Annotated in this window: 14 protein-coding genes; 11 read left to right on the forward strand and 3 right to left on the reverse strand. The window is 44.6% G+C overall.

Annotated elements, in window-relative coordinates; translation table 11 throughout:
- Nucleotides 1-69: 69 nt before the first annotated feature.
- Both MWG26_RS00850 and MWG26_RS00855 read right to left on the reverse strand, forming a co-directional pair.
- Nucleotides 70-1005, reverse strand: a complete 936-nt coding sequence (locus tag MWG26_RS00850; RefSeq protein WP_117441156.1) for a glycosyltransferase family 2 protein — start codon at nt 1003-1005, stop codon at nt 70-72.
- Complete coding sequence (locus tag MWG26_RS00855) at nt 998-3898, reverse strand: YfhO family protein (protein ID WP_117441155.1); 2901 nt, start codon at nt 3896-3898, stop codon at nt 998-1000. Before MWG26_RS00855 ends, MWG26_RS00850 begins: the two co-directional genes overlap by 8 nt.
- Nucleotides 3899-4062: 164 nt before the next feature.
- Between MWG26_RS00855 and MWG26_RS00860 the strand changes: the two genes are divergently transcribed.
- Together MWG26_RS00860 and MWG26_RS00865 are read left to right on the forward strand one after the other, a co-directional pair.
- The gene (locus tag MWG26_RS00860) at nt 4063-4800 is read left to right on the forward strand and encodes a response regulator transcription factor (RefSeq protein ID WP_025654036.1); all 738 of its coding nucleotides are present in this window, start codon (nt 4063-4065) and stop codon (nt 4798-4800) included.
- Complete coding sequence (locus MWG26_RS00865; protein WP_049915265.1) at nt 4793-6157, forward strand: HAMP domain-containing sensor histidine kinase; 1365 nt, start codon at nt 4793-4795, stop codon at nt 6155-6157. The genes MWG26_RS00860 and MWG26_RS00865 overlap by 8 nt, the downstream gene beginning before the upstream one ends.
- Before the next feature lie 158 nt (nt 6158-6315).
- Here MWG26_RS00865 and MWG26_RS00870 read toward each other — a convergent pair whose 3' ends face one another.
- Entirely contained in the window at nt 6316-7494 is a 1179-nt protein-coding gene (locus MWG26_RS00870) for an iron-containing alcohol dehydrogenase (protein ID WP_025654038.1), read from the reverse strand.
- A 345-nt stretch (nt 7495-7839) separates the two neighbouring features.
- Between MWG26_RS00870 and MWG26_RS00875 the strand changes: the two genes are divergently transcribed.
- From MWG26_RS00875 to MWG26_RS00915, 9 genes are all read left to right on the forward strand, one after another.
- Nucleotides 7840-9789 (forward strand): BglG family transcription antiterminator, encoded by a 1950-nt coding sequence (locus MWG26_RS00875; RefSeq protein ID WP_025654039.1) that lies wholly within the window; start codon nt 7840-7842, stop codon nt 9787-9789.
- A gap of 26 nt (nt 9790-9815) precedes the next feature.
- Nucleotides 9816-10277, forward strand: a complete 462-nt coding sequence (locus MWG26_RS00880; protein ID WP_025654040.1) for a PTS sugar transporter subunit IIA — start codon at nt 9816-9818, stop codon at nt 10275-10277.
- 1 nt (nt 10278) lies between these two features.
- Entirely contained in the window at nt 10279-10587 is a 309-nt protein-coding gene (locus MWG26_RS00885) for a PTS fructose transporter subunit IIB (RefSeq protein WP_025654041.1), read from the forward strand.
- Nucleotides 10587-11672 (forward strand): PTS fructose transporter subunit IIC, encoded by a 1086-nt coding sequence (locus MWG26_RS00890; protein ID WP_025654042.1) that lies wholly within the window; start codon nt 10587-10589, stop codon nt 11670-11672. Before MWG26_RS00885 ends, MWG26_RS00890 begins: the two co-directional genes overlap by 1 nt.
- A 132-nt stretch (nt 11673-11804) precedes the next feature.
- Nucleotides 11805-12689: a class II fructose-bisphosphate aldolase gene (locus MWG26_RS00895; protein WP_025654043.1), complete on the forward strand. Its 885-nt coding sequence runs from the start codon at nt 11805-11807 to the stop codon at nt 12687-12689.
- 62 nt (nt 12690-12751) lie between these two features.
- Entirely contained in the window at nt 12752-13501 is a 750-nt protein-coding gene (locus MWG26_RS00900; RefSeq protein ID WP_025654044.1) for a nuclease-related domain-containing protein, read from the forward strand.
- 131 nt (nt 13502-13632) lie between these two features.
- Nucleotides 13633-15261, forward strand: coding sequence for a class I adenylate-forming enzyme family protein (locus MWG26_RS00905; RefSeq protein WP_025654045.1), 1629 nt, complete (start codon nt 13633-13635; stop codon nt 15259-15261).
- A 47-nt stretch (nt 15262-15308) separates the two neighbouring features.
- Nucleotides 15309-16916 carry an acyl CoA:acetate/3-ketoacid CoA transferase gene (locus MWG26_RS00910; protein WP_025654046.1) on the forward strand — a complete coding sequence of 536 codons (1608 nt, stop codon included), beginning with the start codon at nt 15309-15311 and terminating at the stop codon, nt 16914-16916.
- 18 nt (nt 16917-16934) lie between these two features.
- On the forward strand, nt 16935-17774 hold the full coding sequence (locus MWG26_RS00915; protein WP_207658947.1) for a 3-hydroxyacyl-CoA dehydrogenase family protein: 840 nt from the start codon (nt 16935-16937) through the stop codon (nt 17772-17774).
- Nucleotides 17775-17864: the final 90 nt, after the last annotated feature.

Below are 17864 nucleotides of genomic sequence, written 5' to 3' on the forward strand. Positions count from 1 at the left end.
TTTGCGGAGGGGTCAGACCCCTCTGCAAAGGGGACAGACCCCTCCGCAAAGGGGACAGACCCCTTTGAACTATCGAAACCCTTCTTCTCTCTTTACAATATATAGAGGCCGCTTTTTTGTTTCCATGTAATCTTTAGAGATATACTGACCCAATACGGATATGAAAAGCAGCTGTATCCCGTTCAATCCCAATATCAGCAGCACTACAAGCAGGATTCCGCTGGCCGCATAGCCGAAGATAAACGTTCGTACAGCCACGGTAATTCCGAGCAGCAGGGCGGCAGCCAGCAGGAGGCTGCCGGTTGTTCCGGCAAGCGTAATCGGAGCGGTTGAGAAGGAGAATATTCCGTCTAGGGCATATCTGAACAGGCTTCTAAAGCTCCATTTGCTGTTTCCCGCGGCACGTTCCACGTTGCGGAATGGAATCCATTTGGTATCAAAACCGATAAATGAAAAGATTCCTTTCATATATCTGTTATATTCCTTGAATTCTAGGATTGAGTCGGCCATCGCTCGGTTCATCATGCGGTAATCCCCGGCCCCGTCACTCATGTTCATATCACAGATTTTGTTAACGATCTTATAGAATCCGCGGGAAAGAAAACTTCTGACCCGCCCTTCTCCCTCACGGTCTTCCCGGAATCCGGCACAGCAGTCATAGCCCTCATTTTTCAGTACCCTGTACATTTCCCTGAGAAGCAAGGGCGGGTGCTGGAGATCCGCATCCATAAATACGCAGTAATCGCCGGAAGCATACTGCAGGCCGGCATACATAGCGGCCTCCTTGCCAAAGTTCCGGGAGAATGACAGGTATTTGCAGCGCTTGTCCCGATAAACCAGGCTTTGCAGTATTTCTGGTGTGTGATCCCTGCTTCCGTCATCAATAAAAATGAATTCACACTCTGCAGTCTCTATGCCGCGGACTGCCTTGTCTGTTTCCTGATAGAACATGGAAAGCACCTGTTCTTCATTATAGCAGGGAACGATAATGCTGATTTTATCCATGGTTCATTTCCTCCTTTTGGAAAATCTTATACTTACACAGCAAATAATTCGATAATACAGTGATTACGCTTACTATGATCTTAGAAGGCAGAGGCGGTATGCCCAGGGCGCCTGCTGTCAGCCAGAGCAGGGCATTTTCTACCAGAAGCGTCAGGAACCTTAAACATACAAAAGAAGAGAATTCCTGCAGGATCTGTTTCTGGGAGTGGAACACCAGTCTGCGGTTCAACAGATACGCTGTGATAACGGCTCCTCCCCAGGCCAATGTATTAGCTGCAAGGTACCCTACATATATCTTTAAAAGCGCATAGTAAATTAAATAATTTACAAAGGTTGTCGCACCGCCGCTTAAACAGTAGAGTACAAGTTCCTTTTTGGTTTTCAGCATCCCGAGAAGAGCCAGACCGGGAGCCCGGAGTGCGTAAAGAAGATAAATCAGAAAACAACCAATCGTAATGATAAATCCGGCCAGCTGTCCCGGCGCATGGAACCGAACGCTGATTTCATGGACTCCTTTTGTCAGATGAACTCCTGCAAATGCTTGGTTCAAAGTAAGGATAGGAACATTTTTCCCGTCAACCAGGATTTCCATACCCCTTTGTACAGGAATGGAGGTTACAAAGCAGCCGTCCTCATCAAGAGATGCCCTGCAGGATAATATTTCACCGGATTGAAGCGCGTGTTCTTCAACCTCCGTATACTGTTTTTCCGCAAGGTTTTGTACGTCATAGGTATGCCAGTTTATATTCTTTATCAGATATTTTCCTTTGGAAAATGTAATAGTAAGAGTGTTAAGTCCCTCTTGAGACGGACTGGTAAACTGGTAATGGAAAGTATTGTTTCCGTTGGGGTAAGGGGCGCCCGGACCGGACAGCTTATTTCTCATATGGTTTATATCAATGACAACCGCGTGCTGTCCCTGATTCTCAACTTCAAAATCCAGCAGGAGAATCTGTTCTTTCAAAGACTGGCTCAGTTTGAGCGCAGCCGTGGTTTCCTTCTTCACATTCAGAATCCATCCCTCATCCATTTTTTCAGCCTGAATCGTGTCCGGCATCTGAAGATCTTCAAAGGAAGGCTCATAAATCATCATATTAGATCCCGCTGCGTCAGCAGGCTTATCGGCAGTATCGTTCCCAGGAACAATGGTATATCGGGTTATGGCATCAAGCCGGTCGTATTTGTTCAGTTTTTCATACTGTGACTGGCTCATGAGAGAGCTGGTCGTATAAGCAACAGGCAGTACATTCTCATTTTCAGCCAGAACAGGAAGACTTTTGCCGGCCGTGTTTTTTTCAGTGTCCCCAGCTTTCACGATTTGATATCCGGGAGGCACTTGATCCTGAAAGGTCTCAAGATAACGTACCCCGAGGAAATTCAGTAAAAACGGATTGGAAGAGGGCAGGATCGCCAGCCTGTTATTAATCTGAACGGGGGACAGCAGCGTATCATAATAAAAGTTAGAGTATCCCTCATTAGAAATAGAGGAGTACATGGCACTTTTCTGCTGCCTGCCGTTTACTGCAAGATTGCCGGTATTGAGTACGTCAGTCAGGGTGTCGTATCTGTAGAGAGGAGATCCGCCATACACCGGGCTGCCGTCCAGCACGGAGATGTCTGTGAAAACATCCTCTTTCTTTACAAAATGTTCCTTCTGCATGGTTTGGTAAAACAGCATACAAGGCATTAAACATAGCAGAACCCGGCTGGTCACATACCGGAACTTCAGTAGGGGTTCTTTTACCCTAATTTTGCTGACCAGAACAACCAATAGCAGGATTCCAAGGTCAGCGGCTATCCAAGGAAATGTATTCTTTGAACGGAAAAAGAACAAGCATGCAGCTGCAATCAAGCATGGCCATAGCCTCCAGGTAATTTTTTTCATGCGCAGCTCATTTAGAAGTTTCGCACTTTGCAGTACAACGAGGGGGACAAACGGAATCAGAATCTTTGCACGGGCATACAGTGTCCCGTTCAATATCCACGCAGCAGCTCCGCAGAAAGAAACAAAGAGCAGCATAATACTGTCAGTCCGGTACTTTTTATGGCAGAGTCCCAAAAGCAGCAGGTACAGGCATATAGCGGTCAGCCCCATTCCGTACGGACTGTACAGGAGTCCGTGCATATCGGCATTTGCCCCAAGTATTTCCATTAGATTCAGATTCTCGGAAGCGCGTTTGTGTTCCAGGATGACCAATGCGGTCGGTATAAGCAGAAGAGCCGCCATGCCGATGGAAAGAAAGGCCGATTTTAGATATTGAAGGAATCCATGTTTCCAGAATTCCTTTCCCTCCTCACGCATCCAATACCAGCCAATGACCGCAAGGCAGGCTATGGAGTAATAAAAACTGTTAAGGTAAATCAGCAGCATACATAGCGGAAGAAACTGAAAACGTTTTTTCTTAATACACAAAAGTGCCAGCATCAAAAAGGGCATATAATTTACAAACATAATCTGCCGGTGAGTCTGAAAAAAACATGCGGCAGTCAGGAAGAACAGGCTGCCAAGAAAGGCAGACCCCTTATCCTGCGTGTGTTTTAGCAGCCAGCAATAGCAGAGCATAACGGAACAGAAATATCCTGCCAGCATATAGCCGACCAGAAAATATACCATAGGAACAGAGGGGAAGAGACATCCGATCAGAATGTCCGGCCTCAGGTATCCATAGTAAGAAAACTGATAGCCATTACTCCCGCCCCCGAGCGGCAGAAAAGCCGGCGCCAATGTTCCCTGTTCCAGGCAGGCGCCGCGGATTGTCTCAGCAAGCCGGACATGCTGGCTCAGCCAGTCTGTATAAGATCCATAGAAATATCCCCCCGGAATGGTCAGAAGCACCAGAATTATGAAGAGCCCGGCCAGCAGTGCGGGGAAGAAATACTTTTTGTTTGTCATACTCTCTCCTTTTTACGAGCGGTTACAGAATATTGTTTACACTTGTGGATTATACAACCCGTTTCTTAAAGAATTCCCAAACTGAATCTGAAGAATTCTTAAGAGTAACTATATTTTTTCTAAAATCATGTATAATGATATTGGAAACAAGGGGGTTGGTAAAAATGGAAACAGCCAGAATTTTAATAGTAGACGATAATCCGGAGATTCGTGAGATTATCAGAATCTTGCTTCAAGGGGAAGGATATGACATAGAAGAAGCAAAGAATGGAACAAAGGCCCTGGAAATGCTGGAGCTGCAGATGTTTGACCTGATTATTCTGGATATCATGATGCCGGGCATGAACGGATACCAGACCTGTCTGGAGATCCGGAAGCAGAGCAACGCGCCGATTTTGTTTTTAAGCGCTAAGGGACAGGAGAGCGACAAAACACTGGGATTTTCCAGCGGAGGGGATGATTACCTGGTAAAACCGTTTTCCTATAATGAACTGGTCAGCCGTGCCAAAGCATTGATCAGACGCTACCAGATATATAAAGGCAAGGAAGATCCTGATTCCGCGGTAGAGGATAGGAACAGCGCGAGAGGAAGCCATGAAAAAAAGCGCCTGCACTTTCATTATCTTGAGATCGATGAGGAGCATGAGACGGTGTATGCGGAAGGCCGGGAGATTGAACTAACGGATACGGAATATGCCATGCTCCATTTACTGATAAAGTACCGTCGCCAGATATTCTCTGCAGAAAGACTGTATGAGGCTGTCTGGGATGAGCCTTACTATTACGGCGCCAATAATACGATCATGGTCCATATCAGAAATCTGCGCAAAAAGATTGAAAAGGATGCCAGGAATCCCGTCCTGATCAAAACCATATGGGGAAAGGGGTACCGCTGTGATTAAGAAGATGAAGACCTCAGTAAAAAGATGGAAAATACGGACGAAGCTTTCAATACTTATGCTGGCAGCTGCGATTGCAAGTCTTTCTCTGTTTTGGGGGATCTGGTCTAATATGGGAAATGTATGGGATTTCCTGTGCAGATTCCCTTCGATCACATGGGATAAGAATGCGCTGATTGAGGAACTGGAAGCAAATGCAAAATACTATGATGTTCCGGACCGGGAGGAAAATAAGGAAGCGCAGGCCGAATTCAAATCGTTCTTTGCACCAAAGGATGAGTATACGGGTCTTTATGTTTACGAAATCGGAGGGGAAGGGCTTTTCAGGGCAGGAGCATACCCCGAAATAACAGGACGGATGGTATACGGCAGCCTGCTGGATGCAGGATACAAAATCTCATCAGGGGAGATTGAAAACCTCGATGAGAGGCCAATGGAGTTCCGCAATGGGAAATACAGCGTGATGATATATTCCTATCACGCCATGAAGATCGTGTACCCATACCTTCTGTTCAGTGTGCTGATCAGCGTCGGTGCGTTCCTGACAATAAACTTGTTTTTTATTAATCGGAGAATGAAGGACGTTCTCTGTCTGAAGGACGAGGTGCTGCAGATGGCGTCCGGGAATCTAAAGCATCCGGTACCTGACTGCGGAGAAGATGAGATCGGGATACTGGCAGAAGAACTAGACAAACTCCGCACTGCGCTGGATGAGAATATCCGTCAGGAGGAAGAAAGCCGAAAGGCAAATCAGGATCTGATCACAGCCATATCCCACGACCTCAGAACCCCGCTGACGATTCTTAACGGATATCTGGAAGTACTCCAGTTAAAGAAGATACCCAAGTCAATGGAAGAAGAGTACCTGGCAAGATGCCTGCAGAAAACAAGCGATATCAAAGAGATGACAGATAAAATGTTCGAATATGCGCTGGTGTTTGAAGAAACAGAAGCGGTCAATATAGAAAAAGTCCCGGTACAGGATCTGCTGGAAATTCTGCAGGAGAACCTGGACTTCCTGCGTCTGGCCGGATTTGAAGCGGAAGTAAATATCGAAGAAAGCCAGGGGTTCATAAAGGGTGATGTAGTAATTTTAAAAAGAATATTCAACAACCTGTTTTCGAACATCTTAAAATACGGAGACAAGAAAAACCCTGTCAGGCTCACCTTCAAAACAGAAAAACAGCAGCTAAAAACAACCCTCATAAATACAGTCAAAAAAGAACTAAATGAAACCGACAGCAACCGGATCGGACTCAAAAGCGTGGAAAAAATGGTGGAAATCCATGGAGGAGAACTGTATGTGCTGAGTGAGGCAGATATATACACCACACAAGTCTCAATTCCAAAAGGGGCGTGAGCGTTGCAGGAGGTGCGGCGGCATTCAGGGGCTGTCGGGAAATGTAATTCATAAGCTACATATTGAGGCAGATTATGAAGTCAGGCAGCAATATATAGTATGAATCATTTATTTCCCGACGGCCCCCTGTTTTTTTGCAGGATGATAAAGAAAAGGATTTAACGGGCCATTTCGAAAATTTTAATTATATCCTCCTTATATAAGGTCTGGAAGAAGCCAACGTGTCCTCCGCCTGTAGCAACGCATTTTTCAGCCATTTCTTCAATTTGTGCATCGGTGGGAGTTACACCCAGTTCACGGAGACTGATCGGCATTCCGATAGAGCGGCACCAGTCTTCCCAGGCCTCAATACCTTTGAGGGCAGTTGCCTCTGTATCATAGAAGTTCTGTGCTGCATCAAATACACGGACTGCAAACTGTGCGAATCTTGCAGGATTTGTCTTATATACATATCTTGCCCAGCTTCCCCAGACGGCACAGAGGCCTGCGCCGTGAGCAACATCAAACATACCGCCCAACTCATGTTCGATTTTGTGAGATGCAAAGTCGGATACACGTCCGGTTCCGGTCAGTCCGTTGTGAGAAAGGCTTCCGGCCCACATCAGGGTTGCGCGCGCTTCATAGTTTTCAGGGTCTTTAACAGCAGTCAGGGCAGCTTCACGAACAGATACAAGAAGCCCTTCTGCCATACGGTCGATCAGGTCGACATCTTTTGTGTTTGTAAAATACCGCTCCATTGTATGCATCATAATATCAGAAGCACCGCTGGATGTCTGATATGCAGGAAGTGTATATGTAAGTTCCGGGTTCATGATCGCAAATTTGGGACGGGCGCAGTCATGGTTGTAAGAACGCTTGAGCATGCCGTCTTCGATGGTGATTACCATAGAGTTGCTTGTCTCAGAACCGGTTGCTGCGATTGTTGAGATACATCCGATTGGTGCAATTTTGTCGGTGGCAGTTTTGCCCAGCAGAAGGTCTTCCAGTTCAAAATCATTTGCAAGCCCGTAACCGATTCCTTTGGCAGAGTCGATTGCGCTTCCGCCGCCGATGGGAAGCAGAAAGTCAACTCTTTCCTCTTTACAAAGCCGGATTCCTTCTTTTACTAATCCAAGTCTTGGATTCGGAACAACTCCCCCCAAATCTACATATTCCAGACCGGCCTCAGTAAGTCCCTGGTGAATACGGTCTAAAGTACCGCTTTCCTGAAGATAATCGCCGCCGAAATGTACAAGTACTTTGTGTCCGCCCATTTCCTGAATGACTTTACCGGCTTCTGCCTCAACACCTTTTCCAAAAATAACTTTTGTGGGGTTATAAAATTCAAAATTAATCATGTGTAAATCCTCCTGATTATAAAAGATTTTTGTGCTGTCTATTATTATAGACGTTTCCGAAGAAAAGAATATTTGATAAATTGCACCAACTAAGTGAAAAAGTATAGGCAGAGATACAAAAATACAGAAACAGTGTATGATAAACGTAACCGGAAATTTGAAGAGTAAGTAAAATAAATGAAATATCAGTTAAAGTGCACAAAAAGAGGGGGGATAAATTCGTCAAAAATGATATATTTACCATTGATTGCACTAAGTTCATTGGTTAAAGTGCAATTAACTGATTTGTAAATAACTGCTGAAACTAGGTATAATATCTACAGAACAGCAAGGAAAGGTGGTCAAATGTTTTTACCAAGAGAAAAGAAAATCCTTCATTTGCTCTATAAAAATGAAAATAAGTTTACCACATCACAAATTGCTGCGGAATTAAAAGTCAGCCCAAGGACTATCAAGGCTGATATAAAGAAGATCAGGGAGATTCTAGAAAAAAATTCCTGCAGTATTAAGACAAAGCAGGGGGTTGGCCTTTGGCTGTATTATGATGAAGCCGGAGAACAGTTTCTGCAGTCAGTCTTGTATGAGATGAAGGATTCCTACATCTCATCGGATGTGAGGAAGTATTACGTTGCTGCTTATCTGCTCTTACATAATAAAGAGTATATATCAATGGAATCAATTGCAAATCTACTCTACGTGAGTAAAGGAACGATTGTGAATGATGTGTCGGAGTTGATTTCCTTCTGGGAGAAATTCGGTATTACTTTCATAAAGAAAGTAAAATACGGGATTAAGGCAGAAGGTTCGGAAACACAGATTCGATGGGCGCTGACAGATGTTCTGAAAAAGGTCGGCGGAAAAAGCGGAAGAATTGAAAATGAGAAGATACAGACTCTGTTTACAAAAGTGCGGCTGGAAAGTTTAAAGCGTATCATCCGATTGGCAGAGAACCGGTTCCATTTTGTATTGACGGACATTTCCTTTGATGAACTTTTGATTCAGCTTGCGATTCTGATAACGAGAGTTCAGATGGGATGCGTGACAGAGCCGGAGGAAAAAAAGGAACAGGCCAGTGAAGGTAGAAAAGCCTGGTTTGTAAGCCGTTACATCCTGGAACAGATATATGAACAGTTGGATGTTGAAATTCCGGAATCTGAGATTACATTTTTGATGACGTGTCTTCTGGCAGTCAGATATCAGACTCCTATGACGAAAGAAAAAGACAGAGAGAAGACCCGTGCCAGAGAGCCTCAGATGTTTGAAGATATCATGTCTCTTCTGCGGGAAGTGGACGAACAGTATCAACTGCAGCTGGAGGAAGACAGCGAATTGGCATGCGCTCTGTTCGATCACTTGGAATGTATGGTTCACAGGTTCCAGAGCATGATGTATCTGGAAAATCCGATTTTGGATTCGGTGAAAAAGGAAATGTTCTACGAGTATGAAATTGCTTCTTATCTGATATCAAAGTTCGGACAGAAATACGGACTGGAGACGACGGAGGATGAGATCGGCTATGTCTCATTTCACATAGGAGCGGCTATAGAACGTGCACGACAGAAAATGAAAAGAAATCTGTCTGTCACAATTATCTGTATGACCGGTATTGGAACATCACAGTTTGTTTCCATGAAGCTGAAACGATTGTTTCCGGAAATAGAAATCAAGCAGATTATCTCGGGAAACCAGGCAGATAATTTAGAACCGGAGGCACAGGATTTTGTAATCTCAACAGTGCCTATTTATAAAGAGGGAATCGAAGTGCTTCATGTATCGTCGGTTTTGAGTGAAACAGATATTCAGAGAATCCGAAAATATATTCAGAAAAAAACAAGCCATCTACAGGAAGAAAATACTGAATATTTTTACCTGAAGAAGTTTTTGAATAGTTCCATCTCTATTATGAACTGCGATTTGAAGTCAAAAGAAGAAGCAATCAAACTTCTGGGAGGCAGGATGATCAGCGAAGGCTATGTAGATGAAGGGTATATACAGTCTGTATTTGAAAGAGAAGAACTTTCGGAAACTTCAGTAGGCAGTCTGGTAGCTATACCGCATGCATTTGAAGGGCACATACGTAAGCAGGGAATCGGATTCATGACATTACAGAAACCCATCATATGGGGCTCAGAGAGAGTACAGATTGTCTTCATGCTGGCATTGGATGCAAAGGTGGAGAATAACTTCCAGCGGATTTTCAGCGATGTGCTGGATCTGACACGAAATATAAAAGATGTTGAACAGGTATTGAGAGCAAAAAAATTTAGCGAGATAGATATTTTGACAAAGGCATAGACATGCAGGAAAGGATTAAACACAATATGAATGTTTCAGAAATGGTGAATGAAAAGCTTGTTAATTTTGGATATGAAGCCAAGACAAAAGACGATGTAATCAAAGGACTTGGCAAAATGATGTATGATGCAGGGAAAGTAAATGACCTGAATAAATATATTGAAGGACTTTACGAAAGAGAGGCCGTATTTTCCACGGGGGTCGGAAACGGTGTCGCAATACCCCATTGCAAATCAGACTGCGTCAGAGAAGCAGCATTTACGCTGGTCAAACTAAAAAATTCGGTGGAATGGGAAACACTGGATGGACGTCCGGTTGACTACGTAATTATGCTTGCTGCACCAAACACATCAGATAACGCGCATCTGGAAATGCTTTCCAAGCTGGCGGCGAATCTGATGGATGATGATTTCCGGGAAACGCTGAAAGGTGCATCCACAGTCGAGGAAATCAAAGAGTTGTTTTCATCAAAAAAGGAGGAAGAGTAATATGTATATTTTGGGAGTGACAAGTTGTCCGGTAGGAATTGCACATACCTATATGGCGGCATCCAATCTGGAAAAGACTGCAAAGAAAAAAGGTCTGGAAATCAAAATCGAAACACAGGGGGCTGCTGGTGTTGAGAATGAGATCACAAAAGAAGATCTTAAAAGGGCAGACGCAGTAATTATTGCGAGTGATGTAAGAATAAAGAACGCCGAGCGTTTTGACGACCTTCCGACACTGACCGTCGGTGTCAGCGAAGCAATCAAAGATGCAGAAGGAATTATTAAAGAATTATTGGAGGCGTTAGAATAATGGCAGAAATCAAAAGAAAAACAAAAAAGAAAAGCCAGGGAGCTTTTCTGAGAGATTCTATTATGACAGGTATTTCCTACATGATTCCAGTAATTGTAGGAGCAGGTGTAATTCAGGCAATTGCAAAGGCAATGGGCGGATATGATATCGGAAACCACATGGATCAGATTGATACAATTGCAAAAGCAATCATGCTTCTCGGACAGAATATGATGAACTATGTTGTACCGGTTATTGCAGCATTTATCGCATATGCGATGGCTGATAAGCCGGGACTTGCACCAGGCTTTGTAATGGGTGCTCTTGCAGGCGCAATCAATACCGGATTTGTCGGTGGGGTTGTCGGTGGTATCATGGTTGGTTATTTTGTACTTATGTTAAAGAAAATTAAGGTGCCAAAGGCGATACAGGGTATTATGCCGATTCTGGTCTATCCGGTAGTCACGACACTGGTCTGTGGTCTGCTGATGTATTATGTAGTAGGACGTCCAATCAGTTGGTTTATGGCATGGCTTACATCAGGACTGATGGCTCTGAGCGGTGGTTCCAGATTCGTACTTGGTGCGGTAATCGGAGCAATGATTTGTCTAGATCACGGCGGTCCTATTAACAAAACAGCAGCTCTGTTCGTAAACGGACTGAATGCTGACGGATTCTTAATTCCTACTTCTGCTAAAATGTGTGCAGGCATGACCTCTCCTCTGGGAATTGGACTTGCATGTTTCATCGGCGGAAAGAAGAAGTTTACAGAAGCTGAAAGAGAACAGGCAAAATCACTGTTTATCCTGTCATGCTGCTACGTACAGGAAGGGGTTATCCCATTCCTGATGAAAGACCCGGTTCGAGTTGCAGTTTCCTGCTGCACAGGCGGTGCGATTACAGGAGGTCTGTGTATGATGCTCGGACTTGAGTCTCCTGCAGTTCATGGTGGTGCATTTGTTATTGCCATGACATCCAACCCGCTTTTGTTTATCGGTCTTTGGCTGCTAGGCGGTTGTATTACAGGCGTACTGTATGCACTCCTTAGAAGACCGCTGCCGGAAGGATATGTAGAAACCGAAGAAGACATTGTATCTATTATCTAATTTTTCAGAAAGGAAGAAGCTTTGGCTTTTTCCTTTCTACACTTAAAGCAGAACCAGACAGACGGCTAGATATATTTTTACCGGGTGCCGAAAAGTATGTACGGTAATCCGAGATATAAGGAGAGTAATAATATGTATGTATCAATGAAGGATATGCTCTGGCATGCACATCAAAATAATTATGCAGTCATGGCAATCAATTGTGTAAATATGGAACAGGCGAAGGCGATTATCCAGTCGGCAGAAGAAGAAAAATCTGCGGTAATTATCAACATATCCCCCCGTCAGATGAAAGCCCACGGACATGGGGATATTCTTGCCCCGATGATAAGAGGAATGGCAGAAAAAGTATCAGTTCCGGTTGCATTCAATCTGGATCACGGAGCTGACCTTGAAGATATTACAGCGGCTATGAAATATGGATTTTCAAGTGTGATGATTGACTCTTCCAGTTATGATTTTGAAGAAAATGTCAGAAGAACACAGCTGGTAGCTTCTCTTGCACACGGCATGGGACTGTCCTGTGAGGCAGAATTAGGGCATGTAGGAATGGCAAAAGAGGCAGATAACGAAAAGGCAGACTTGTACACAGATCCACAGCAGGCTAAGGAATTTGCAGCGAAAACAGAATGCGACTGCCTTGCAGTGGCGATCGGAACGGCTCACGGAAGTTACCCGAAAGGATTTGTCCCAAAACTGGATTTTGACCGTTTGAAATTATTAAAAGAGACACTGCAGATGCCGCTTGTGCTTCATGGCGGTTCCGGTGCCGGAGAAGAGAATATCAGAAAAGCGGTAGCATATGGAATTAATAAGATCAATGTATGTACAGACTTGTTCAAGCATGCGAGAATCGCAACAGCAAAGGCTCTGGAGGAGAATCCGGAAATCGATTACATGGATCTTTGTATTGCGGCACAGGAAGCAATGAAAGAATTTATTAAGAGTTACATGAGAGTTATCGGTTCCAGCGGCCGCTATGATTTCGATAAGTATGAAGGGCCGGAGTTAGACTGATGGATTGAGAAAAGAAATGCATTCTTTCCGACAATCAGCGGTGAATGTATATGAGGTGGACTATGGGACAAGATGCTTGGTTGGAATTACTTCCGGGGCTGCTCCTGGCAGTGGGAATTATTGCGGTTTTTAAAGGCGGAAGCGGATGGTATCTTTTTCGCCGGAGTATCTATAAAGAGATCTATTCTAATTATCTGGAATATGCAATGAGGAAGAAAAGCCTGACAAAACTGTCGGAAAGCTATTACCTTGATTCGCGGTTCGGCAGGCACAGGATTTTTTATCAGCTTGCCGCTGCAAAGGGGGAAAAGACCCCGCAGGCGTACGTTATCATCTTGCTGACCAGCGGTATGTATGTATTGGATATTAAGAATCAGACCGGCGATATTGAAGCATCAGTCCGGGGGGATTTTAAATATCAGGCAGTTGAAAAAGCAAAGAAAGGCGAAAAAGCTAAAGTAGAAATTAAAATGATGCGTAATCCGATGGATGAGATACAATATTTCCAATCGCAGATTGTTCGGAAGCTAAATAAAGAAGAACTTACGATTCATCCGATCGTCGTGTTTCCGGATGCAAGTACATTGACATGGAAAGACAGGAAAATGCCGGGCTCGGTTGCGGTCATTCACAGAAAACAAGTGTATCAGACAATCAAAGAGATACATGAGAAGAGGGCAGATGTTTTCTGTGAATCAGAAATAGAGCGTATGTATCTTGCGCTTGCAGGAGAGGCGCTTGCAGCTGAGAAACATAGTTACTATTCACGGGGCCGTGCACCACGCTGCACGGCGTCCGAGCCAATAAAGTGATGGGGTCGGGCATCTGGCTCCTCGCCACAGGCGACTTTAAATGAGCCAGATGCCGTTACTATGCACGGCCCATGGCCGTGAATAGTAACGAAACATAAACGATTCGGCTTCAGAAAAAAAGAGGTGTAATCATGTTAAATGGAAAAGATGTATGGAATATGTGGTTTCAGAAGGAGATGGGCGACCTGACTGTCGGAGACCGGACCGTTTATACTTTTCCGAAAATGAAGAAAAGTTTTTATGAGATGCTGAAAGATACGGCAGAAAGATTCTCTGAAAAAACAGGCCTTTGCGATAACTGGGGGCGCTGTTACAGTTATCGGGAATTTCTTCACATGGTGGATTCCATGGCGGCATATCTGAAATATGTGCGTCATTTGGAAAAAGGAAGTCATGTGGGACTGCTTTTAAATAATGGAATTGAATTTGCAACATCCTTTTATGCATTATGTAAACTGGGGGCCGTAGCGGTGCCGTTTCCGACAAAATACCGGGAACCGGAAGTGCGTTCTTTGATTAAAAAAGCGGATCTGCAGGGAATTCTGGCGAGTGAGGATTACGGATGGGTCCGGTCTTACAGGGAAGCTGGAATCTTTGTAGAGGTAACGGCAGATGAAGAGGAAGGATATGGTTTTGCAGAGGCAGTCGCAGAAGGAAATATCACAGAGATGATGTGTGCGGAGCCGGGATGCAGTGAATTGAATGATGAATTTATCCTGATGTTTACGTCAGGGACGACTTCTGCAAGTAAAGGTGTTATTTTAAAAAATTATAATGTGAATCATGCGGTGATGATCTATCAGAAACTGCTTGAACTTGGACCGGAGGATAAAACAATCATTCCCGTACCGATTTATCATATCACAGGTTTGGTGGCGCTGCTTGGGCTGTTTGTCTATATCGGCGGAACAATATATCTGTATAAGCGGTACGATGCAAAGCGGATTCTTGAAGGTGTGAAGAGGGATGGAATCACATTTATGCACGGCTCACCGACCGTATTCGGACAGCTGTTGGATTACAGTGAGGAATTCCCGGAACTTCCGAGTATCCGGACACTGGCATGCGGCAGCAGTTATATGCCGGTGGAAACGATGAAGAAGCTACACCGCTGGATGCCGCTGATGAAATTTTGCAACGTTTATGGAATGACGGAAACTTCTTCACCGGGAACGGTATTTCCGTATGATGCGGCCACAAGCCTTTATCCTGGGTCAGAGGGGAAACCGGTTCCGGGGCTGATGCTGAAAATATTGGATGACGATGGCCGGGAAGTACCGGACGGTACGGTTGGAGTCGTATATTTAAAAGGCGCAAATATCTGTGAATATTACTATCATCTGAAAACCCCGCTGATTACGGAAGACGGATGGCTCAATACCGGGGATATGGGATATATCAACGAGGACTCGTATGTGTTTATCGTAGACCGGAAAAAGGACATGATAAACCGGGGCGGAGAGAAAATCTGGTGTACAGATGTGGAGGATGAACTTGTTGCGGTTGAGGGAGTTAAAGATGCAGCAGTAGTAGGGATACCCAGTGATAAGTACGGAGAAGTGGCTGCGGCATTGATTGTGCTTGAGAGCGGCGTGCAGATGACAGCAGAGGAACTGAAAGCGGATTTGAAGAGCCGTTTGGCAAAGTTTAAGATACCGGAGCAGATTTTATTTGCAGATGCAGTTCCGAAGACACCGGGACTTAAGACAGATAAAAAAACAATCAAAGAGATGTTTGCTGATGCGAACAGAATTTCATAAGAAGAGGGTTTGCGGCGAAATGAGTTGAAAGAGAAAGGAAAGAAGTTATGCTGAAAGCAAATTTTGTGAGTGCAAAGGAAGCGGCTGCTAAGATAAAGGACGGCAATACTGTCTGCACGATTGCTATGACACTGGTAAGCGCCAGCGAATCTATTTTAAAGGAACTGGAAAAAAGCTATCTGGATACAGGACATCCGTCAAATCTGACGTTGCTTCACTCCTGTGGGCAGAGTGACCGCAAAGACGGAATTCAACATCTGGCACACGAAGGTATGGTAACCAAAATCATCGGTTCTCACTGGGGCTTGCAGCCGCGCTGGATGGAAATGATTGCGAACAGCCAGGTTGAGGCGTACTGTCTGCCGCAGGGCCAGATTGCACAGCTATATCGGAGCATGGCATGTGGTCTGCCGGGGAAAATGTCAAAAGTCGGGCTGGGAACATTCATTGATCCGCGTGTGGAAGGCGGAAAGATGAATGAGCGGACAAAACCGCTGAAAGATATAGTAGATATCATCGAATATGCTGGTGAAGAGTACATGTTTTACAAACAGATACCGATTGATGTATGCGTAATCCGGGGGACGGTTTGTGATGAGATGGGTAATCTGACAACCACAGAAGAGGCTATGAAACTGGAAGTGCTTCCGGCTGTTCTGGCTGCCAAAAGGTACGGCGGAATTGTGATCGCACAGGTAAAACAGGTTGTACAGACAGGTACTATCAATCCGAAGGATGTGACGGTTCCTGGAGTATTTATCGATCATATTGTTGTCTGTGAGAATCCCCGGGAAGACCACAGGCAGACATCTTCCTGGTATTTTGATCCTTCGTACTGCGGACAGGTGCGGGTGCCGCAGGGCAATATTCCTCCGGCACCGTTCAATGAACGGAAATTCATTGCCAGAAGAGGAACGCAGGAATTATATGACGGCGCAGTCGTGAATCTTGGAACAGGAATTCCAAATGATATGGTCGGAAAAGTGTGTAATGAAGAAGGGGTTTCCGATGATATTATGATTACCGTGGAGTCAGGAATCTATGGAGGAGTCCAGGCCGGGGGGATTGATTTTGGGATCGGTCAAAACCTTTATGCGATGATCGGACATCATGAGCAGATGGATTATTACAACGGTGCCGGTGTCGATATTACATACATGGGTCTCGGAGAACTTGGAGAGGACGGCAGTGTCAATTCGACCAGGATGGGATCGAGATGTACAGGTGCAGGCGGATTCATTGATATTACGCAGAATGCGAAGAAAGTAGTATTTCTCGGAACATTTACGGCGAGCGGAGCAAAATATCAGTTTGCTGACGGCAGGCTGACCATTTTACAGGAAGGAAAAATCCGCAAGATGGTAAAACAGGTTGCGCAGTTGTCTTTCAACGGACCGATGGCCAGAGAAAAAGGCCAGGAAGTTACGATCGTAACAGAACGTGCAGTATTTTGCCTCTGTAAAGAGGGCGTGGAACTGATCGAAATCGCGCCGGGAATAGATTTACAGACACAAGTGCTGGATATGATGGATTTTCAGCCGCTTGTCAGCCCGAAGCTGAAGCTGATGGATGAGAGATTATTCATCGAGGATGGTCCGTTTGGACTAAAGTTAAAAGAAAAATCCTTAAATATAAAGGGAAAACAAATTGACTAAATTGGGAGGTAATTGAGAATGAAAATTGCAGTAATCGGTGCAGGACTTATGGGAAGCGGTATCGCACAGACATGTGCGCAGGCTGGATATGAAGTGAAGAATATTGATGTGTTTGAGCCAGCAATTGAAAAGGCAAAAGAGAACATAGAAAAAATATTTGTAAAGAAAATTGCCAAAGGAAAAATTACAGAAGCAGAGAAAGCTGAAGTACTTGAAAGACTGACATACAGCAGTCATATGGAGGATGTAAAAGGAGCAGATCTGATTATCGAGGCAGTTCCAGAGAAAATCGATCTGAAAAAATCCGTATTTGAGCAGCTGGATAAACTGGCTGATCCGGAGACACTGATTGTGTCAAACACGTCAGGACTAAGTATTTCAGAAATCGCAGCAGCAACAAACAGACCGGACAAAGTAATGGGGGTACATTTCTTTTATCCGGCTCCGGTAATGAAATTGGTAGAGCTGATTCGTGGAATTGCAACTGCAGATGAGACTTACCATAAAGTAAAAGAATTTGCAACTGCGATTAAAAAGACAGTGGTAGATGCACCGGAATATCCGGGATTTATCGTAAACCGTGTACTTGTACCGATGCAGAATGAGGCAGCATTCATGGTAATGGAAGGCTGCAAACCGGAAGATGTCGATAACGCAATGAAACTGGGCTGTAATTTCCCCATGGGACCATTGGAACTGACAGACTTTGTAGGCGTGGATGTTATGCTTGCAACGATGACGGGACTGTACAACGGTTTCCATGACAGCAAGTACAGACCATGTCCATTGCTTGAGACGATGGTAAAAGCAGGACATCTCGGAAGAAAATCCGGACAGGGATTCTATAAATACGAATAAAATTTCAGAAAATTCAGAAAACGAAGGGCAAAGGGGTCAGACCCCTTTGCGGGTTTGTCACAAAGATGTTAGGAGAGAGGAGAGACAGTG

Origin of the sequence: Faecalicatena contorta (assembly GCF_022835095.1) — a bacterium.
GTDB classification, from domain to species: Bacteria; Bacillota; Clostridia; order Lachnospirales; family Lachnospiraceae; genus Faecalicatena; species Faecalicatena contorta.